Origin of the sequence: Delftia sp. UME58, from assembly GCF_014170385.1 — a bacterium.
GTDB lineage: Bacteria > Pseudomonadota > Gammaproteobacteria > Burkholderiales > Burkholderiaceae_C > Comamonas > Comamonas acidovorans.
Genome location: NZ_LZZV01000012.1, coordinates 22,079 through 41,710, shown reverse-complemented (window position 1 = coordinate 41,710; position 19,632 = coordinate 22,079). Strand labels below are relative to the sequence as shown.

Sequence of the window (19,632 nt, the reverse complement as noted above, 5' to 3'; positions counted from 1 at the left end):
TACCCATGACCACCGCCAACGACACCATCGACCGCCTGGCCGGCCTGACCGACCAGTCCCCCGTTTTCGCCACGCGCCGCCAGCGCGACAAGGTGGCCATTGCCACCCAGGCCTGCGAGGACCTGCTGCTGGGCGACGGCCTGGCCGACAGCCTGTCGCGCGCCGAGCGCCTGGTGCTGGCCAGCGAGCAATGCCGCGTCAGCGGCGTGCAGGCCCTGGCCGATGAATACCGCCAGCGTGCCGAATCCCTGGGCGATGCCCTGACGCCCGCGCTGCGCACCGTGCTGGCCCAGCCCGGCGCCCAGACCGGCAATGCGCGCCTTGATGCGGCCCTGCACTTTGTGCGCACCCTGGCCCTGCACCCGGCCGAGAGCGACCGCGCCGCGCTGCTGGCCATGCCCGAGTCCGGCCTGTCCATCGACGACACTGTGCTGGTGGCCCAGCTGGTGGGCTTCATCGCCTACCAATTGCGCCTGTTCGCGGGCGTGCAGGCCATGGACGCGCTGGGCGGCCAGGCCAGCGCACCGGCTGCCGAAGCCGCCGCCGCACCCTTCGTGCACCCCGCCAACCTGCCGCCACCGGGCGAGCCGCTGCGCCGCAACGGCTACACCAGCGAGACGCTGGACTGGACGTCCTGGCTGCCCGTGCTCGACCCCGCCACGGCCACGGCCGAGCAGCAGGCCGTGCTGGACCTGAGCCACCCCAAGGCGCGCACGTCGGACTTCTACCTGCTGCTGGCCCGCCAGCCGCGCGTGCTGTCGGAGCGCTCGCAGGCCTTCAACGCCATCATGTATGCACCCGGCGGCCTGTCGCGCGCCGAGCGCGAGGTGGCGGCCACGGCCGTCTCGCGCTCCAACGGCTGCGTGTACTGCGCATCGGTCCACGCCCAACGCTTCGAGCAGCTGGCCAAGCGCAACGATGTCATGGCCCAGATGTTCGATGACCCCGACACGGCCGGCACCAATGCGCGCGAACGCGCCATCATCCAGTCCTCGCTGGCCCTGACGCGCGCGCCCGGCAGCTTTGGCGCAGCCCAGCTGCAGCCGCTGCGCGATGCCGGCCTCACCGACCAGGAAATCCTGGACATGCTGCATTCGGCCGCGCTGTTCGGCTGGGCGAACCGGTTGATGCTCAATCTCGGCAAGGAGAGGTACATCACCCCCTGAGGCGCTTACGCGCCTTCCCCCGTATGCACGGCGCCCTCTCTCGCTACGCGGGAGGGGGACGACACTCTCGCGGCGGGGCGGCCCTTGCTAGGTGTCCCTGACTTGGGCCGCGCCAGTTTCATGCGCTGTGCATTAAGACGCGGCGCTTCACCTCAGTACACATCCCTGCGGTAACGGCCTTCGACGATCAGGTCTTCGACGGCGGTAGTGCCCAGGATGTCGGCCAGCGCGGCATCGACGCCTGCGGCCATGCCGTCGGCGCTGCCGCAGACGTAGAGCACGGCGCCGTCGGCGATCCAGTCGCGCAGGGGTTCGGCGGCTTCGCGCAGGGCGTCCTGCACGTAGCGGCGCCGGGCCTGGTCGCGGGAGTAGATGAAGTCGGCGCGCTGCAGCTTGCCTGCGGCCAGCCAACCGGAGACCTCGGCCTCGCAGTACCCGTCATGGGCCCGCTGACGTTCGCCGAACAGCAGCCAGTTGCGGTGGCGGCCTGCGTGCATGCGCGCCAGCAGGTGGCCGCGCAGGCCGGCATAGCCGGAGCCGTTGCCGATGAAGATGGCCGGCGCATCGGGCTCGGCACCTGCCTCGTCGCGCGGCTCGAAGGCGCGGTTTTCCACCAGTCTCATGGCCACGGACGTGCCCTGGGCCGCATGCGCCGTCAGCCAGCCCGACGCCACGCCCAGGCCGCCGTCATGGCGGGCCTGGCGCACCAGCAGCCGCACATGGCCGTCCTGCGGCAGCGAGGCGACCGAGTAGCTGCGCGGCAGCAGCGGCAGCAGCGCATCGGCCACGGCCTGGGGCGCGGTGCCGGGGGCGATGTCGCCCGGGGCCGGCAGCACGCTGGCGGCCAGTGCCTCGCCCAGCATGCAGCTCTGCTGGCGCCATTGCACGGGGGCCGAGCCGTCGCATTCCTGGGCAGCCAGCCAGGCCTGCACGGTGGCTGCGCCATGGCGTGGCAGCACCTCGGCCAGCGCACCAGCCCGCCACAGCGGGGCCACGCCTTCGGGCGGTGCCAAGTCCAGCACATAAAGCCCTGCGCCCTGGCTGCCCGCGTTGCACAGGCTGCGCGCCTGCAGCGGCCAGGCAGCAAAGGCCGTGGCGTCGGCAAGCGGCTCCGCCGAAGACGCAGGCAGGGCATCGCACACGGGCAGCACGGCGCCGAAATGCCCTGCCAGCGCCTGCTGCCAGGCATGCCAGGCCTGGGGTTCCTCGCCATCCATCTCGATCAGCGGAAACACGGGCTGCGCGCCCAGGCGGCGCAGTTGGTGGTCCAGCGCATGGCCAAAGCCGCAGAAGGCCGCGTACTGCCGGTCGCCCAGCGCCAGCAGGCCGTATTGCAGATGCGGCAGGGCCGAGCCCGAGGCCGCGCCCAGCAGGCGCGCAAAGCGGCGCGCGGCATCCGGCGGATCACCTTCGCCGAAGGTGCTGGCCACGAAGAGCACGCGCCGATGGTGGCGCAGCTGCTCGGCATCCAGCCTCGCCACGGATTGCAGGCTGGCCGCCATGCCTGCGCCGCGCAGCACAGCCACGGTGGCCACGGCCAGGTGCTCGGCACGGCCGGCCTGGCTGGCGAAGGCGACCAGCACGGTGTCCTGGCCCGCAGGCGCGGACGGTGGCGGGTCCTCCAGCAGCGCCTGGCGCTCCTTGGCCAGGGCGCGCGCCTTGCGCCGGCGGTCCAGGTAGAGCATCCAGCCCGTGATGGCGAACAGGGGCATGATCAGCGAGGCCAGCGTCATGAAGATGCGCCCCGGCATGCCGAAATAGGTGCCCATGTGCAGCGGGTAGATGGCGCCCACGGCGCGGCGGCCCGTGGGCAGGTCGGCATAGCGCTCGTCGCGCTGCACGGCGCCGTCGGGCAGCAAGGCCATCTGGTTGCGCGCGCGCTCATGGGCGGCGTCGGCATCCAGCCAGCTGATCTGCAGGGGCTGGCCCGCACGCTCGGGCAGACGCAGCTGGGCGAACTGCCAGCCATGGGCGATGCGCTCGAAGGCGGCCCAGCCGGGCGCGATGTCGATGGGCTGCTGCACGCCAGCCGGCTCAGGCCGGCCGCCACCGGGTTTCGAGGACGGCGCCGCGGGAGCGGCCACGCGCGGCGGCACGCCGGCCCAGCCGTCCACCGTGCTGCGCACCACGCCAAAGGCCCAGTACATGCCAGTGCAGGTGAACACCACATAGGCCACCAGGGCCCAGGTGCCCGCCACCGAGTGCAGGCCCCAGAGGAAGGAGCGGCCCTTGAGCGCCGGGTCGAAGCTCAGCCAGGTGCGCCATGACAGCGGCCGGCGCGGCCAGCGCAGGTACAGGCCCGACAGCGACAGCATCAGCAACAGGCCGGCCAGCGTGCCCGTGATGGGCTTGCCGTCATCGCGCGACAGCAGCAGCCAGCGGTGCAGGCGCTCCACCCATTCGAAGAACTCCGTGCCGTGCTGCTCAGGCAGCTGCGCGCCCGTGTAGGGATCGACAAAGACCGTCTGGCCCCGGCGCTGGCCGGCCGGCGGCTTGAAGGCCACCTGGGCCGAGCGGCCGGGCTCGGCAAAGACGGTGATGCGCTGGACCACGCGCTGCTCGCCGGCCTCGCGCAGCGCCTGCGCAATCTGTGGCGGCGCCAGCGGCGCGGCATCGCGCGCGGGCACGGTTGCCGTGCCGGGGTTCATCCAGCCCAGGATTTCCTCGTGGAAGGAGAACACCGCGCCCGACAGCCCGATGACGATGAGCACCGTGCCGGCCGTGATGCCGAAGAACCAGTGCAGCTGGAACCAGATTTTCTTGAAAGTCATGGGGGCGGACGAAGGCAGTCAGATGTCCATCGGTGCGCAACGGAGCATCAGTACGGAGCGGTGCATGGGAGGCGGGCAGAGGGTAGCTGGCAGCAGGCAGTGGTCGTGCATGGCGGCCGTTCGCCAGCCCCGGGCGGCGTCGGCCGGGGCCAGGGAGGGAGGGCGCCATCAGCGCGAAATTCTAAATTGTTCTCATTTACCGCATGTTGCGCGCAGGCGATGGCCCGCAGACCGACCTGGGGTTTACGCCTAGCGGCAGCAGCACGGGCCGCCCCCTAGAATCGCCATCTGCAGGAGAGCAGGCGGGCGCCACGGTGCCGGCCTCACCGAAGGCGCAAACTCCCATACACGCTCAGGTTCCGTACTGCAAACTCATCATGCCGTCTGGAGAGCCGCCGCGCGCAAGGCGCGGCGCACCGAAGGAGCAAGCCCCGTCCCCATGGACGGCGGTGAATCTCTCAGGTACCAAGGACAGGGGGAGCGGCAGCTGCGTCACGACGGACGCCGGCTGCTTGCTATTGAATCCATAGCTACCAGCTTCCGCGTGACCGGCACATGCCTTTGAAAGGGCATTGTCATGCGCGTCATCGTTCTCGGAGCCGGCCTGATCGGCACCGCCTCGGCCTACTATCTGCAATCCCTGGGTCACGAAGTGACCGTCATAGACCGCCAGGCTGCGCCCGGCGCCGAAACCAGCTTTGCCAACGGCGGGCAGATCTCGGTCAGCCATGCGGAGCCCTGGGCCAACCCAGGCGCACCGCTGAAGCTGCTCGGTTGGCTGGGCCGGCAGGACGCACCGCTGCTGTTTCGCCTGCGTGCCGACATGCGCCAGTGGCTCTGGGGCCTGTCCTTCCTGCGCAACTGCACGCCCGCGCGCACGCGCCACAACATCCAGCAGATCGTGCGCCTGGGCACCTACAGCCGCGAGGCGCTGCAGCAGCTGCGGTCGGACACCGGCATCCAGTACGAGCAGCGCATGCAAGGCATCCTGCACTTCTACACGAACGCCCGCGAGTTCGAGGGCGCGCTCAAGCCCACCGAGCAGATGCAGGCCCTGGGCTGCGACCGCCGCCTGATCGATGCCGACGAAGCCGTGCGCCTGGAGCCGGCCCTGGCCCATGTGCGCGGGCAGATAGCGGGCGCCACCTTTACGGCCGAGGATGAATCGGGCGACGCCAACCTCTTCACACGCGAGCTGGCGCGCATCGCTGCCGCCACAGGCGTGCAATTCCGCCATAGCCACCATGTGACGGCGCTGCGCACCACGGGCGCGGGCGCCAGCCGCCATATCGACCATGTGGAGATGACCAATGCCGAGGGCCGCTACGAACGCATCCAGGCAGACGCCTATGTGCTGGCCATGGGCTCGTTCAGCCCGCTGCTGGCCCAGCCGCTGGGGCTGCGCCTGCCCATCTATCCGGCCAAGGGCTACTCCGTGACCCTGCCGGTACTGGACCCCGCCAAGGCCTATCAGGTCAGTCTCACGGACGACGAGTTCAAGCTGGTGTTCTCGCGCTATACGGGCGCTCAGGGCGACCGGCTGCGCATCGCGGGCACGGCGGAGTTCAACGGCTACGACCGCAACCTGGACCCCGTGCGCTGCGAGGCCATCGTGCGGCGGGTGCAGCAGCTGTTCCCCGGCGCCGGCGATGCCGAACGCGCGCAATTTTGGAGCGGCCTGCGCCCCGCCACGCCCAGCAATGTGCCGCTGATCGGACGCTCGCCCATCGCCAACCTGTTCCTGAACACCGGCCACGGCACGCTGGGCTGGACCCATGCCTGCGGCTCCGGCATGGCGCTCGCCGACCTGGTCAGCGGCAGACAGCCGGCCGTGGATTTCGATTTTCTGGGAGCTGCAGTCATGGACCCGGATCGCAGCGCAGGCACGGTGCGCCCGCGCGCGGTCTGAGGTGCAGACGGTGTGTACCGTGTGTACGGCGTGTACGACGCCTAAGCAGTGAACACCGTCAACACTCCGGCGAAGCGGTGCAGGCGGGCGTCCATGATCTCGGCTTCGGCGACGAAGCCGATCAATGGCACATCGCCCAGTGCGTGGCGCAGGGTGCGCAACTCGGCATCGGGTCCGCCGAACAGGCCACCGCCGCGCCCCCGGCAACTGATGTAGATGGCGCCCCGGATGCGGGGCTGTGCCTCGCCTTCCGGAACTGGTTCTTCAGGCTCCGCCGCATCGCGCAATGCGGCGCCCAGTTGCAGCAGTTCCTGGCGCGCCACCTGGGCCTGGCGGCGGCAGAAGATCACCGAGTGCCCGGCCTCCACGGCCGAGGACAGGGCCACGCCCTGGCGCAGCGGGTCCAGGCCGACCAGGGTCAGTACCTGGGCCTCTTCGGTCAACACGCCGTGGGCCAGGCCCCGGCCCGGCGGCGCAATGGCCGCCAGCGTGGTGCGTACCGTGGTCAGCGCGGGCTGCCAGTCGCTGCCTTCCAGCTCCACGCCCAGCAGTTGCAGCAGGCGCTGCAGGGCCGGATCGCCATCGAGCCCGGTGACCAGGGCGCCACGCGCCTCGGTGATCTCCAGCCCCTCGCCCAGCGGCACACAGCCCTGGGCCATGCCCGTGAAGCAGGGCACGCCCGCACCGAAGGCCACGCCTGAAAAGCCTCCGCTAAAAATGCCGCGCGCATCCGCATGCTGCGCATGCAGGTCCTCGGTACGGCAGGCGATCTGCACGCCCTCCACGCCATCGTCCCCGTCATCGCCCACGCCGCCGAACAGCAGGCCGGACTCGGTGCGCTCGGACAGCTCGTACAGCAGCTCGGCCAGCTCGGGCTGGCCACCTCCGGCATGGACCAGGGCCGAATGGGCCGTGAAGCCGGCCTCGCCGCCAGGCGCATGCAGGGGCGCCAGGCCCGAATACAGGCGGTAGTGGGCAGCCGGTACATCGAGCAGCATCACCGCGAGTGCGGAGCCGGACAGGTATTCATGCGACATGGCCAGTACGCCGCCGGCCGAGCAGCCGGCCCAGTCCGCCACATGGGGCAGGGCCCTGGCCAGATGCTGCAGCAGCGGCCGTGCGCAGGCGGCATGCGCATGGGACAGATACACCAGTCCCAGACGGGGCCGCTGCGCGTGGCCGGGCCCGGCCATCTGCGAGCGCAGTTGCTGCAGCACCGCGTCGGCCGCGGTACGCCAGTCGGAATGGCTGGCATGGCCTACAGGAAACAACGACATACCAACCTTCCTTCTAGCCCTGCCAGCGCCCGGCTTGCGGGGGGCACGGGCCTAGAGCGTGTTATGCACTAGACCATCCATGGGTGCCACCGTCCCGCTCAGCGCGGTGGCCGACTCTTGACCGGCGCCTTGCCTGCGGCCGGAGCCTTGGCTGCTGTCTTTGCGCTGGTCTTTGCCGCCGTCTTCCTGGCCGCTGCCTTGGCTGGCGCCTTGGAGGGAGCCTTGGCTGGTGCTTTCGCAGGCGCCTTGGCGGCCTCGACCGGAGCCTTGCCCGCCGGTGCAGCCGCCGCCTTGCCTGCCTGCGCAGCAAAGGCGCCCGCCTGGGCCGTCATGCGGTCCATGGCGGCCTTGGCGATGTCGCCGGCCATGCCGGTGGCGCGCTGTGCGGCAGCCACGGCCTCGGGGGCCATGGGTTCGGCCATGGCCTTGGCGGCGATCTGCTGGAATTGCTGGGTCAGTGCGCCCCACCATTGCATGGCCTGGCCCATGGCGGCGGCCTGGGCCGGCCCATCCTTGGGCGCAGAAGCCCCAGGGCCGGAGGCCTTGCCGCCGGCATCCGCGGATGCAGCGGCCGCGGCAGCAGCAGGCGGCTCGGCAGGGGGCTGTGCGGGCGCGGCCTGCGGCTTTTCCTGCTTGCCGGCCTTGCCGGCGGAGGACATGGGCCAGTCCGAGTGGTCGGACTGCCCCGCGCTGGCGGTGCCTTTGCCCGCAGTGGCAGCAGCGGTTGCGGCCGCAGCGGCGGGGAACTGGAAGGCCTGCGCCAGTTCGCCCATGCTGACGTTCATGCCCTGCAGGGTGGACAGCGTCATGCGCTGCACTTCCAGGGCCTGGATGGTGGCGGCCAGCGCCTTGCCGTTCTGGTCGAGCCAGAACTGCACGGCCTTGAGTTCGGTGATGCGCTTGTCCACCTCTTCGATGCTCACCGTGGGCGCCACCCATTCGGGCAGTCGCCCCAGGGGCCGGGCGGTGGCCGATCCTGCGCTCTGGGCCAGGCCCTGCAGGAAGTCGAAACCGGGGATGAACTTGCCGAAACCGAAGGAGGACGCGTCACTCATGGCAGCACTCGCTAGGACTGGGTTGGAAGAGCATGCCGGCGAAGGATGCCGGCCATGCTCCCAGCTTAACCCAGGCACACGCCAAGTCCACGGCAAGTCATGCGCATGCGGCTGCGCACAAACCCGGTGCAATGGCGCTGGCTCAGTGCGAATGGCCGGCGTGGCCGCCGCCGTGGCCCGCTGCCGGGGCAGCCGCCGCGCCGGGCGCCATCGCGCGCACGGGGACCTGCAGGCTCAGGCGCGAGGTCTCTCCCTTGGCGTCCTTGAACACCAGGGTGATGGGCACCTGGCTGTCCTTGAGCAGCGGGCTCTTGAGCTGCTGCAGCATGACGTGGTAGCCGCCGGGCTTCAGATCCACGGCCACGCCCTTGGGCAGGTCCAGGCCGTCGATGGCGCGCATGCGCATCACATCGCCTTCCATCTTCATTTCATGCACCTCGGCCACGCCGGCTGCGGGCGATTCCACGCCCACCAGGCGCAGCGGCTCCTCGGCCGTCAGGCGCATGAAGGCGCCCGTGGCCTGCTGGCCCGGCACGCTGGCACGCGCCCAGGCGGCGTCGGCCTTGACATGGGCGGCATCGGCATGGGCATGGGCCAGGCCCATGGACAGGGAGGCGGCGATAAGGAAAGGGGTGGTCCATTGACGCAGTGTCATCACGGTTTCTCCAGAAATTTCAATTCATTGCAGCACGGTCTTCGTGCATTGCAAAAAGGGTTGGCCAGGCGAAAGAGGCAGGGATTGAATCCGGGAGTCACCGGGGCGGTGCGCGGGCCTGGGGCAAGGCCGGCATGGCCACGCTGTGGACGGAGGCCGGGTACGCCAGTGGCTGCGCATCTGCCGCCAGCGGCGCCGGGACCGCCATGCACAGGCCCGGCGGCGGCGCCAGCGGGGGCAGGCACAGCGGGCAGTCGATGCCGTGGCTGCCGGCCAGGGCATTGTCCTGACCGGCCGGCGAGGGCACCCAGACCGATTCGCCAGCGGCCGAGCACAGGCGCTCCCAGCCCGAGGCGCGCGCCAGCGGCGCAAACGCCGATGCCAGCGCCACGCACAGCCACAGCCCCAGCACCCAGCGGGCGCAGGCAGCCAAGGTGGAGGGCAGGCGAAGCGGCATGGCGCCATTCTAGGGGTCTGCCCCAGTCGTCATCTCCGGGACCGCGCCATGCCCTGCCCGCCCCTACCATCGCAGGCGCGCACCCTCGCCTTCACCACAAACAACCCAAGGAGACACCCATGCTCACCCTGTGCGGATTCGCGGCCAGCAACTACTACAACAAGGTCAAGCTGGCCCTGCTGGAAAAGCAGCTGCCCTTCAACGAGGAACTGGACTGGCTGGGCGAGACCGACACGGCGCTGTCGCCGCTGGGCAAGGTGCCGTACCTGCGCATCGACGACGGCCGTGGCCTGTGCGAATCGGCCGCCATGGTCGAGTACGTGGAGACGCTGTCGCCCTCGCCGGCCCTGCTGCCGGCCGACGCCTTCGAGGCCGCCAAGGTGCGCGAGCTGTGCGTGTACCTGGACCTGCACCTGGAACTGGTGGCGCGCATCCTCTACCCGCAGGCCTTCTTCGGCGGCCAGGTCAGCGACTCCACCAGGGAGCGCACGCTGGCCCAGCTCGACAAGAACGTGGCGGCCTTCGCCAGACTGGCGCGTTTTTCCCCCTTTGTGGCAGGCGACAGCTTCACGCTGGCCGACTGCTGCGCCATCGTCCACCTGCCCCTGGTCAGCGCGGCCAGCAAGATCGTTGGCGGCCGCGACGTGCTGGCCGACCTGCCCGTGCGCGAGTACCTGGCACGCATGGCCGAGCGGCCCACGGTGCAGCAGGTCAATGCCGACCGCAAGACCAATACGGCGCTGATGATGTCCCGCTACGCCAGCGACAAGACCCCGGCCTGAGCCACCGCCCTGTCCGCCTCATTCCTGCAGCCAGCGCAGCAGCCCGCTGGCGCGCTGCGTGGGGCTGCCAACGGCCGAGGCCAGCAGGCCAGGCACCTCGGAGAACAGTGAGAAGGCCTGGCGGGCGCGCGTGATGCCGGTGTAGACCAGCTCGCGCCCCAGCACGCTGCCGCCGCGCGAGGGCAGCACCAGGGCCGTGTGCTCGAACTCCGAGCCCTGGCTTTTGTGCACCGTCATGGCAAAGGCAGTCTCCACATGGGCCATGCGGCTGACGCCGACCGAGCGCAGTTCGTCGCCCTGCAGGAAGTAGACGCGCAGCAGTGGCCCTGGCTGCCCCTGGTGCACTCCCGGCAGCGCAATGCCGATGTCGCCGTTGAACACGCCCAGCTGCGCATCGTTGCGCGTGACCATGACGGGCCGGCCCGCATACCATTCGCCGCCGCGGCGGATCACGCCCTGCGCATCCAGGGCCTGTTCCACCGCCCGGTTGAGGCCGGACACGCCCCAGTCCCCCTCGCGCACGGCGCACAGCAGCCGGAAGCGCTCGAAGGCCTGCAACACATCGACCACCCAGGCCCGGTGCACACCCGGGTCGGCACAGGCCGCATCCGGCCGGCCCTGCAGGGCCTGGGCATAGAGGGCATAGCTGGCCAGGCCGCCGCGCCCGCGCACGGCCAGTTCGGTCACGGCCTGCACGCCGCCGCCCTGGCGTTCCCAGAGTTCGGAGTGCGTACCGCCTTGCGTGCCGGCATCGAGCAAGGCCTGGGCCTGCGCGGCGTGGCCGGCATTCACGGCACGTGCCAGCTGGCCGATGGGGCCGCCGAAGCGCCGACTTTCGCGCAGCATGACGGTGTGTTGCGCCAGCGCAGGCGCACGGTCGCCTGCCGGCGCCGCGAACTGCGGCGGCAGCTGCTGGCCCGCCACGCGCAGCGCGTAGTCCAGCGTGTCGGGCAGATAGCGCCCGGCCTGGGCATCGCGGCACAGGTCCCCCAGCACGGCGCCCGCCTCCACCGAGGCCAGCTGGTCCTTGTCGCCCAGCAGCACCAGGCGGGCGCCGGCCGGCAGCGCCTCCAGCAGCGCCGCCATCATCTCCAGGTGGACCATGGAGGCCTCATCGACGATGAGCACGTCCACGTCCAGTTGCCGGCCCGCATGGAATCCCCAGTGCCGCGTATCGGGACGCGCGCCCAGCATGGAGTGCAGGGTGCGGGCCGCACCCATGCGCTGCACCAGGGCGGCCAGGTCGATCTCGCCCGCCATGCTTCCCTGCAGCTGCAGCAAGGCCCCGTCGATCGATTGCTTCAGGCGCGCGGCGGCCTTGCCCGTGGGAGCGGCCAGGGCCACGCGCAACTGGCTGGCATCGGATGCCGTGGCAAACAGCAGGGCCAGCAGCCGTGCGGCGGTATAGGTCTTGCCGGTGCCGGGGCCGCCCGTGATCACCGACAGCCGGCCGCGCAGCGCCAGGGCGCAGGCCAGCTTCTGCCAGTCCACGGTGCCGCCGTCCGCCGCAGGCGGAAACAGCTGGTCCAGCCAGCGCCGGGCCTGGGCTTCGTCCAGTGGTTGTCCCGCCACGGCCTGTGCCGCCGTGCGCTGGATGACGTGGGTGGCCACGGCGCGCTCGTAGCCCCAGTAGCGGCGCAGGTACAGCAGCGGCGCGGGGCCGTCGGCACCGGCCAGCACCAGGGGCTGGCCGAGGTCTTCGCCGCCCTCCCGCCCATCTACCGGCTCCCCGTGCTTGCCATGCACCACGCGCACCACGGCGCTGGCGCTCAACGCCGCAATCCAGCCGGACAGGTGCGCGGGCAGCATCTGCCACAGGGCCTGCTGCGCGGGCAGCGCCTCGGCCGGCCAGGCCAGCACGTCGTTGGGGTTGCCGGCCAGCGGCGCCAGGGGCAGGCAGCTGTGGCCGCGCCCTTCCATCTGCGCCAGCAGCGCGGCCGCCACCAGCAAGGCGGGCCCGGCCTGCGCATCCTGCCCGGCGACGAAGGAGGCCAGCGCCGCATCCAGCCGGCGCAGCAGGCCCGCGTCGGCCCAGCGGCGCAGCAGGGCCAGCACCTCGTCGGTGCCCGGCGATGCTTCGCTCGGCGATACGTCGCCCGGCGATACGTCGCCCGGCGGTTTGCCGCCCAGCCGTTCATCGAACAGGTCCAGCGTGTCCGTATCGACGGTGCGCGAACGGGGGCGTGGGCTCATGGCAGTTCCTCCGCGTTGGCGCGGCCAGGACCGAGCAGTTCATCGAGCGCATCAAGCAAAGGCAGCTCGGGCGCCATGGCATGCATGCCGCCGGCCGGGCCATCGATGCCGCGCAGAAAGTAGTACAGCGCGCCGCCCAGCTGGTGCTGCGGCTCGTAGGCGGCGCCCAGCCGGCTGCGCAGCAGCCGGTGCAGGGCCAGCAGGTAGAGGGCGGCCTGGACGTCGTAGCGGTGGTGGAGCATGGCACGTGCCAGGGCTTCCTGGCCGTAGGCGGCACCGTCCGGCCCCAGGTGGTTGCTTTTGTAGTCGAGCACCCAGTAGCGGCCCTCGTGGCAGAACACCAGGTCGGCAAAGCCCATCAGCATGCCGTGCAGCGAGCGCTGGGGCAGCGCGGGCCGCTCCTGCCCCGGCAGGATGAAGCGCCGGCACAGCTGGTCGATGCGCTCGGCCGGCAGTTGGCGGGCGGGCAGCCAGAATTCCATCTCGGACAGTTGCGGGCCCAGCGTGGCCAGCGTGACATCGAGTGGCGCCAGCGGCTGGTGGACCACGGCCGTGAGCCAGGCCAGCAGGTCGCGCGCCTGTTCGCCGCGGCCCGCACGCTCGCAGCGGCGCACCAGGCGATCGGCGAGCGCACCCTGCCCGTCCACGGGCAGTGCAAAGTCTTCACCGCCCAGCCATTCGAGCTGGTCGTGCACGAAGTTGCCGACCACGGGCCCGCGCAGAAAGCGGTGCCAGACCGCAGGCCCGCCGGCCGGTCCATCCTGCAGGGGCTGCAGGCCCGCCAGGCCGGCGATGTCCGCCCGTTCCGGCGATGGGGGCGGCTCCAGCGCCTGCTCATCCTCGGCCGGGCGCTGCACGGCCACGGGTAGCACGGGCAGGCTGGGCGCGGCCATGGCGCGCACCAGGGCCGAGAAGCTGCCGATGCCCCAGCGGGTGTCGAAGCGCGCGTCGTAGGCCGGGGCATCGTGCAGCGGGGTGGCGCCGGCCGGGGGCTGCCAGCGCGTGCGCTGCAGCGGCCCGGCGTCCAGGTCGCGCCAGGCCATGTGCGGGTCTTCGCCGCACAGCTGCTGCAGGCCGTCGTGCCAGCCCTGGGCCGAGCGCGGCTCGGTGCCGCCCAGCAGGTAGCCGGCTGCGCCCTGCTCGTTCACGCAGGCCTTGCCGTTGCCGCGCTTGAGCGGGGCCAGGCCCAGCCACAGCGCATGGCGCGGGCGGGTAAGCGCCACGTAGAACAGGCGCAGGTCCTCGCGCAGCCGCTCGCGGTCGGCCTGGGCCAGATCCTCGTCACTGAAGTCCAGCAGCAGCCTGCGGGCCGGGGCGGCATCGTCTTCCCCCCCATCCTGCGCGGACAGGGTCAGGAAGGGCGTCCTGGCCCGCTCCATGGGGCGGAAGCTGCCTGCAAACGGCAGGCAGACCAGCGGGTACTCCAGGCCCTTGCTCTTGTGCACGGTGACGATCTTGACCAGATCGGCGTCGCTTTCCAGCCGCACCACCTGTTCTTCGCTGCCGCTGCCCGGCGCCTCGATCTGCGTGGCGAGCCAGCGGATCAGGGCCTGCTCTCCCTCCAGCTGGGCGCTGGCGGTCTGCAGCAACTCGGCCAGGTGCAGGTAGTTGGTCAGGCGCCGCTCGCCGCCCAGGGCCGGGTCCTGCAGCCAGCGTGCGGGCAGGTCCAGGCGGTACAGGGTCTGGCGCAGCATGGCCAGCACGCCCAGGCGCAGCCAGATGCCGTGCAGCTCGCGCATTTGCTCGCTGCGTGCGTCAAAGGCTTCTTCGTCGGCGGCCAGCCAGGCCAGTTCGTCCAGCGACAGGCCGATGAGCCGCGTGGCCAGGCCTGCGCGCACGGCCTGGGCGTCCAGCGGCGCGGCGACGGCGCGCAGCCAGTACAGCAGGTCATGGGCCTCGTCGCTGGCAAACACCGAATCCTGGTCCGACAGGTAGACCGAGGCCACGGCGCGTGCCTGCAGTTCGCGGCGCACGGTGGCCGCCTCGCGGCCCGTGCGCACCAGCACGGCGATGTCGGCGGGCCGCAGGCGCACAAAGCCGCCATCGGGCTGCACAAAGCCGGCCTGCGGATCGGCCAGCCACTGCACGATCTGCTCGGCGCAATGGGCAGCAAAGCGCCGCCGCACCTCGTCGGCCGACAAGGGCAGGGGGATGCCGGTGTCCTCGTCACGGCCCGCACTCCAGGCCACGGTGAGGGCGGGCATGGTGCCGTCGCGCGTGTGCAGCAGCTCGCGCCGGCCCTGGGCCGCCACGGGCTCGAATGGCAGCGGGTTGTGGCTGCCGCGCCGGAACATGAAGGCGCCCTCGCCCGGGCGTTGTTCGGCCTGCGCGAACCAGCGGTTGACGGCACCCACCAGCGCCTGGGTGGAGCGGTAGTTGGTGCCCAGCACGTAGTGGCGGCCCTCGGTGGCGCGGCGCGCCTGCAGGTAGCTGTGGATGTCGGCGCCGCGAAAGCCGTAGATGGACTGCTTGGGGTCGCCGATCAGCAGCAGGGCGCTGTGCGGGTCGTTGGCCGCCGTGCGATAGATCTGGTCGAACAGGCGGTACTGCAGCGGCGAGGTGTCCTGGAATTCATCGATCAGCGCCACCGGGTACTGGGCCAGGATGCGCTCGCGCAGCACAGCGCCGTTGTCGCCGGCCAGGGCCGTGTCCAGGCGCTGCAGCATGTCGGCAAAGCCGAAGCTGCCGGCCTGGCGCTTGAGGTGGGCCAGCCGCTGCGCCACGCGCGCGGCCGCATGCAGGCGCACGGCCACGCTGACGGGCGGCAGTTGCTCCAGCTGCTGCAGCAGCGCCTGCAGCTCGGCCAGCTCCAGCGGCATGAGCACATCGCCGGCCGATCCCTTGAAGGCCTCGGCCAGGCCTTCGGGGCTGAGGCGGTGGCGCGCGGCCTCGGTCAGCGCCAGCGGGCCGTCCAGCGGCGCGCGCGACCAGTCGGCCAGGGCGGCCAGCCAGCCGGTGTAGCGCGCGGGCTGCAGCTTGCGCTTGTCCCACAGCGCGCCATGGCCGTCGAGCTGTCCATCCAGCCACCGCTGCAGGCGCTGCGCCTTGTCGTCCCAGCCGGCCGCCAGGGCCAGCAGGCGGCTGCGGCGCTGCTCCATGGCGCACTGCAGGCAGTCGGCCAGGCTGCCCTCGCCCGCGCCAGGCACGGGGGGCTCGCGCAGCAGGGCGCGCATGTCATCGACCAGGGCGCCGACGTGGGGCCAGATCTTCAGGGCCTCGTCCAGCAGTTCGTCGGACAGCGGATAGCACTGCTGGCGCCAGTAGTCCTGCGCGGCCTCGGTCTGGCGCTGGCTTTCGTCGGGCTCCAGCGTTTCGTCGAAGAGGTTGCCGCTGTCGAAGGCATGCTCGCGCAGCATGCGCTGGCACCAGGCGTCGATGGTGTGGATGGCCGCGTCATCCATGCATTCGGCCGCCATGGCCAGGCGCCAGGCCGCGCGTTCGCGTGCCGCACCTTCAGGGTAGGCCTCGCGCAGCGCGTGCAGGAAGGCGTCGTGGGGCGCGGGCTCGGCCTCGCCACGAAAGCACTGCACGGCCTCGATCAGGCGCTTGCGTATGCGGTCGGACAGCTCGCGCGTGGCCGCGCGCGTGAAGGTCATGACGAGGATGTCGGGTGGCATCAGCGGGCGCTCGAAGGCCGTGCTGCTGATGCCGTCCAGGCTGCCCTCGCCATGCCCCAGCACCAGACGCAGGTAGAGCGCGGCGATGGTCCAGGTCTTGCCGGTGCCGGCGCTGGCCTCGATCAGGCGGCTGCCCCACAGCGGGAAGCGCTGTGCGTCGAGCACATGGCTGGTCACGGCTCCGATCATTTCTTCGCTCGCGCTCATTGCGCATCCCCCTGGTACGGCAGGACCTGCACCTGCGCGGCCACCCAGTCGAGCAGCGGCGCGTGGGCGGCATGGGCCAGGGCCTCGAAACGGCCATCGGCACTCAGGCGTTCGAAGTCCGGGTAGCAGCGCGCCCAGGACGGGTCCTCGCCTTCGCCGCCGACCAGATGGCCTCCTTCATAGGCCTGCTGGGCCGCCGCGGGAAAGCCTTCGGCCATGGCCAGGCCGCTGCGCAGCGGCAGGGGCAGCGGGCCGTCCTGGCCTTCACGCCACAAGGCCATCAACTCACCCAGCCGGACCAGCGCCTCGGACGGCTCCATGGGCAGCACCTGGACCACAGCGTCGCGCGCCACCACGCCCAGCTGGGCCCGCGAGCCGCTGGCGGACAGCGCCAGGCTGCGCAGGTAGACCGGCATGAGCTTGTCGGCATGGGGCAGTCCCTTGGCGTTGAGCAGGTTGCGCGGGTCCAGCAGCAGCCAGCACTGTGCGTCGTCCGCATCGGGGGACTCTTCGGTTTCGCAGGACTGGCGCAGCCCGTCGATCCAGTCGTCGAACACCAGGCCGTCCCGCTCGATCAGCAGCCGCCTGCGCGGCGCGGGATGGGCGTACAGGGCCAGTTGCTGGCGCCATTCGCGCAGCGAAGGCGTGACCGAGGACTGCAGCGCCCGCGCGCCGCGCTCGCCCAGCCCCGCCAGCGGCAGCCGCCCCGAGCGCGTGAGGCGCGCGACGGCCGCACGCACGCTGTCTTCCATGGCCTGGGCCACCTGCCCGGGCTCGTCCAGGCCGGCCGCCACCTGCTGCTGCAACTGCTGCACCAGCAGGTATTCGGTCAGGCCGTCGAGCTGGAACAGCTCCTCGTCCACGACCGGGTTGTCCTCCTGCTCGAAGCGCACCTGCAGGCGCTGGCGCAGGTAGGCGCGCGCCGGATGGCGCAGGAAATCGGTGAGCCTGGCCAGCGTCAGCGGCGCCGATGCGTCGGGCACAAAAGGCGGGCGCGGTTGCCCGGGCAATGCAGGCGGCTCGCTCGCACCATCGGGCTGTGCATGCGCTGCCCGCCATTCGCGCGCATAGGTGGTCCAGGGCGAACCCTCTTCGAAATAGCGGCGGCTGAACGGCTGCAGCAGGTGCTGCTGCGTACGCTGCGCCAGCAGCGACTGGCCGCCTTCGCCGCGCCAGCCGGCCTCCAGGTAGTCGCGCAGCTGGGAGACCAGGACCGAGGGCGGCTGCTCGCTGTTGTCGCGCACATGGTGGCCGGTCCAGCTGATGTAGAGCGCGCGGCGTGCGGACAGCAGGGCTTCGAGCATGAGCTGGCGGTCATCGTCGCGGCGCGCGCGGTCGCCGGGGCGCTGCTGGCCGGGCAGCGCCATCAGGTCGAAGTCGCTGCGCGTGGCGCGGCGCGGATAGTCGCCATCGTTCATGCCCAGCAGGCAGACCACCTCGAAGGGAATGGCGCGCATGGGCATCAGCGTGCAAAAGGTCACGCCACCGGCCCGAAAGCGCTGCGACAGCGAGGGTTGCTCCAGCGCCTGCATCCAGGCCTCCTGGGCCACGCCCAGTTCCACGGCATCCGCATAGCCGGCCTGCTCGCAGGCGCGCTGCCAGGCCGTGAGGGCCGCGTCCAGCGCGGCCAGCATGGCCTCGTCCTCATCGTCCTGCGCCTCGAAAAAATCCTGCAGCAGCGCGCGAAAGCGCTGCGCCCAGGCCTCGGGCGTGGCGGACTGCTCGGCCGCGCGCCACCAGGCCAGCATGCGATCCAGCAGCGCGGCCAGCACGCCGGCCAGCTCGGCCGACAGGCCGCCCACCTCGTCATAGGGCTCGATGCCACCAAAGGCCTGGCCGTCCTGCGCCACGCCGCTGGCATAGCCCAGCAGCATGCGCTGCAGGCCGAACCAGGCGCTGTTGTGTTCGCCACAGGCCTGCAGGCCCAGGGCGCCACGCTGCGGCGCATTGAGTCCCCAGCGGATGCCGGCTCCGGCCATCCAGCGCGTGAGCTGGGGCAGGTCGTCGGCCGCCAGCCCCATGCGCGCGGCAATGGCCGGCACATCGAGCAGGTCGCACAGCTCGCTGAGCCGGCAGCGCTGCTGCGGCAGGCGCAGCAGCCATTGCAGGGCCACGGCCAGCGGGCTGCTGGCGCGCGCACCCAGGTCGGCGATGTCGAAGGGAATGTGGCGCGGGTCATGCCGGCCGTACTGGCCGAACACGGCGCGTATGGAGGGTGCGGCGGTCTCTATGGACGGCAGCATGACCACCACATCACGCGGCGCCAGCGGCACCTGCCCTGGCTGGGCAGGATCCTGGGGCCGGGCCAGCATCTGCAGCAGCTGGTCGTGCAGCACCTCCAGCTCGCGCACCACGCTGTGGGCGCTGTGAAAGACGATGGAACGGTCGGCCCGTGCCACCTCCAGCGGCGGGTGCTCGGCCAGCGGCACCAGGTCGCGGATGCGCTGCTGCACCTGGGCCAGCAGCGGCGCGGTGCGCAGGTCCTCGGCATCGGTTTCGTCGAACAGGTCCACGCGCGGCATCTGCAGCTGCGCTGCGGCACCCGTGGTGTCGAAGGCGTCGAGCTGGCGCACATAGTCGCGGCTTTGCCGGCCCCAGGCGGCCAGCAGCGGATGGGCGTGGGCGTGCATGGCCTCCAGTGGCAGCTGCGCCAGATCACGCCCTCCGCGCAGCGGCTGGCGGCGCCGCGCCATGCGCAGCAGCTCGCGCCCGTCGATGGCGTCGGCCCAGTGAAAGCGGCAGGGATTGGGCACGGCCAGCAGGACCTGGCTGTAGCTTGCAATGGCGGCCAGGAATTCCAGCAGGCTCAGCGGCAACTGGCTGATGCCGAACACCACCACGCGGCGTGCCAGCGGCGCGGCCGGCGCCTCGCCCGACTGCAGCGCGGCCAGCACCCTGCCCTGCAGGCGCGCGCGCGTGGCGCCGCGCTGGTCCTCATCCAGCTCGGCCAGCACGGCGCGCCACAGGCGCGGCTGCCACAGCTGGCCTTCCGGCACCGCGGTGTCGGCCGCATCGGGGCGCAAAGGCATGGGCAGCAGGTCGCTCCCGGCCTCCCAGGCATCCAGCCAGTCGGCGCGGTAGATCTGGTATTGGTCGAAAAGGTCAGCCAGGCGCTGGGCCAGCTGCAGCAACCGCTCGGGCTCGCCGGGGCGCAGAAAGCCTGCAATGGGGGCGAAGGCCGGGTCATGCAGGCACTGCGGCAGCAGGCGCATCAGCCGCCAGGTCATGGGCGTCTTGTCCAGCGGCGATTCGCGCGGCACGGCCTGGCGGCCCAGCACCTGGCGGTAGCTGCGCCACACAAAGCGCGCGGGCAGTTCCACGCGCGCGGCGGCGCACACGCCCAGCTGCTCGGCCATGCGCATCTTGAACCACTCGGCCATGCCGTTGCTCTGCACCAGCACCACCTCGGGCTCCAGCACATCCAGCGGGTGCGCAGCCAGCCATGCCAGCACCGTGTCGGCCAGCACCTCCGTCTGATTCCCGTGCAGGGCGATCAAGCCCGGCTGCCAATGCAATGCCACCTCTGCGCCCCCGTGCTCCAAG

The 19,632-nt window shown here is 71.3% G+C and carries 11 protein-coding genes and 1 riboswitch; of the genes, 3 read left to right on the top strand and 8 right to left on the bottom strand.

Annotated elements, in window-relative coordinates; translation table 11 throughout:
* Positions 1-5 precede the first annotated feature (5 nt).
* Positions 6-1,166, top strand: a complete 1,161-nt coding sequence (locus A9976_RS03275; protein ID WP_012202463.1) for a peroxidase-related enzyme — start codon at positions 6-8, stop codon at positions 1,164-1,166.
* A 152-nt stretch (positions 1,167-1,318) separates the two neighbouring features.
* Here the strand turns inward: A9976_RS03275 and A9976_RS03270 are convergent, their stop codons facing one another.
* A complete protein-coding gene (locus tag A9976_RS03270) occupies positions 1,319-3,937 on the bottom strand; it encodes a sulfite reductase flavoprotein subunit alpha (protein ID WP_183017792.1) in 2,619 nt (872 codons plus the stop codon).
* 374 nt (positions 3,938-4,311) lie between these two features.
* Positions 4,312-4,422: riboswitch (glycine riboswitch) on the top strand.
* 92 nt (positions 4,423-4,514) lie between these two features.
* On the opposite strand from A9976_RS03270, the gene A9976_RS03265 reads away from it, so the two are divergent.
* Positions 4,515-5,846: a D-amino acid dehydrogenase gene (locus A9976_RS03265; RefSeq protein ID WP_183017791.1), complete on the top strand. Its 1,332-nt coding sequence runs from the start codon at positions 4,515-4,517 to the stop codon at positions 5,844-5,846.
* Between the two features lie 41 nt (positions 5,847-5,887).
* Here the strand turns inward: A9976_RS03265 and A9976_RS03260 are convergent, their stop codons facing one another.
* The 4 genes from A9976_RS03260 to A9976_RS03245 form a co-directional block, all read right to left on the bottom strand.
* Positions 5,888-7,123 (bottom strand): FIST N-terminal domain-containing protein, encoded by a 1,236-nt coding sequence (locus tag A9976_RS03260; RefSeq protein ID WP_183017790.1) that lies wholly within the window; start codon positions 7,121-7,123, stop codon positions 5,888-5,890.
* A gap of 98 nt (positions 7,124-7,221) precedes the next feature.
* Positions 7,222-8,178, bottom strand: coding sequence for a PhaM family polyhydroxyalkanoate granule multifunctional regulatory protein (locus tag A9976_RS03255; RefSeq protein ID WP_183017789.1), 957 nt, complete (start codon positions 8,176-8,178; stop codon positions 7,222-7,224).
* A 142-nt stretch (positions 8,179-8,320) separates the two neighbouring features.
* Positions 8,321-8,833, bottom strand: a complete 513-nt coding sequence (locus A9976_RS03250) for a copper chaperone PCu(A)C (RefSeq protein WP_013800288.1) — start codon at positions 8,831-8,833, stop codon at positions 8,321-8,323.
* Positions 8,834-8,930: 97 nt separating this feature from the next.
* A complete protein-coding gene (locus A9976_RS03245; RefSeq protein ID WP_183017788.1) occupies positions 8,931-9,290 on the bottom strand; it encodes a hypothetical protein in 360 nt (119 codons plus the stop codon).
* 119 nt (positions 9,291-9,409) lie between these two features.
* On the opposite strand from A9976_RS03245, the gene A9976_RS03240 reads away from it, so the two are divergent.
* Positions 9,410-10,072: a glutathione S-transferase family protein gene (locus A9976_RS03240; protein ID WP_183017787.1), complete on the top strand. Its 663-nt coding sequence runs from the start codon at positions 9,410-9,412 to the stop codon at positions 10,070-10,072.
* Between the two features lie 18 nt (positions 10,073-10,090).
* Here A9976_RS03240 and recD read toward each other — a convergent pair whose 3' ends face one another.
* The 3 genes from recD to recC are packed head-to-tail and all read right to left on the bottom strand — an operon-like array spanning position 10,091 to position 19,610.
* Positions 10,091-12,265, bottom strand: a complete 2,175-nt coding sequence (recD, locus tag A9976_RS03235) for an exodeoxyribonuclease V subunit alpha (RefSeq protein ID WP_183017786.1) — start codon at positions 12,263-12,265, stop codon at positions 10,091-10,093.
* A complete protein-coding gene (recB, locus tag A9976_RS03230; protein WP_183017785.1) occupies positions 12,262-16,089 on the bottom strand; it encodes an exodeoxyribonuclease V subunit beta in 3,828 nt (1,275 codons plus the stop codon). The genes recD and recB overlap by 4 nt, the downstream gene beginning before the upstream one ends.
* A complete protein-coding gene (gene recC, locus A9976_RS03225) occupies positions 16,086-19,610 on the bottom strand; it encodes an exodeoxyribonuclease V subunit gamma (RefSeq protein ID WP_183017784.1) in 3,525 nt (1,174 codons plus the stop codon). The genes recB and recC overlap by 4 nt, the downstream gene beginning before the upstream one ends.
* Positions 19,611-19,632: the final 22 nt, after the last annotated feature.

Excerpts from the sequence above, each read along its gene's own strand:
- A9976_RS03255 (WP_183017789.1), bottom strand. The coding sequence starts at position 8,178 with ATGAGTGACGCGTCCTCCTTCGGTTTCGGCAAGTTCATCCCCGGTTTC.
- A9976_RS03245 (WP_183017788.1), bottom strand. The coding sequence starts at position 9,290 with ATGCCGCTTCGCCTGCCCTCCACCTTGGCTGCCTGCGCCCGCTGGGTG.
- A9976_RS03270 (WP_183017792.1), bottom strand. The coding sequence starts at position 3,937 with ATGACTTTCAAGAAAATCTGGTTCCAGCTGCACTGGTTCTTCGGCATC.
- A9976_RS03275 (WP_012202463.1), top strand. The coding sequence starts at position 6 with ATGACCACCGCCAACGACACCATCGACCGCCTGGCCGGCCTGACCGAC.
- recD (WP_183017786.1), bottom strand. The coding sequence starts at position 12,265 with ATGAGCCCACGCCCCCGTTCGCGCACCGTCGATACGGACACGCTGGAC.
- A9976_RS03240 (WP_183017787.1), top strand. The coding sequence starts at position 9,410 with ATGCTCACCCTGTGCGGATTCGCGGCCAGCAACTACTACAACAAGGTC.
- A9976_RS03250 (WP_013800288.1), bottom strand. The coding sequence starts at position 8,833 with ATGACACTGCGTCAATGGACCACCCCTTTCCTTATCGCCGCCTCCCTG.
- A9976_RS03265 (WP_183017791.1), top strand. The coding sequence starts at position 4,515 with ATGCGCGTCATCGTTCTCGGAGCCGGCCTGATCGGCACCGCCTCGGCC.
- recB (WP_183017785.1), bottom strand. The coding sequence starts at position 16,089 with ATGAGCGCGAGCGAAGAAATGATCGGAGCCGTGACCAGCCATGTGCTC.
- A9976_RS03260 (WP_183017790.1), bottom strand. The coding sequence starts at position 7,123 with ATGTCGTTGTTTCCTGTAGGCCATGCCAGCCATTCCGACTGGCGTACC.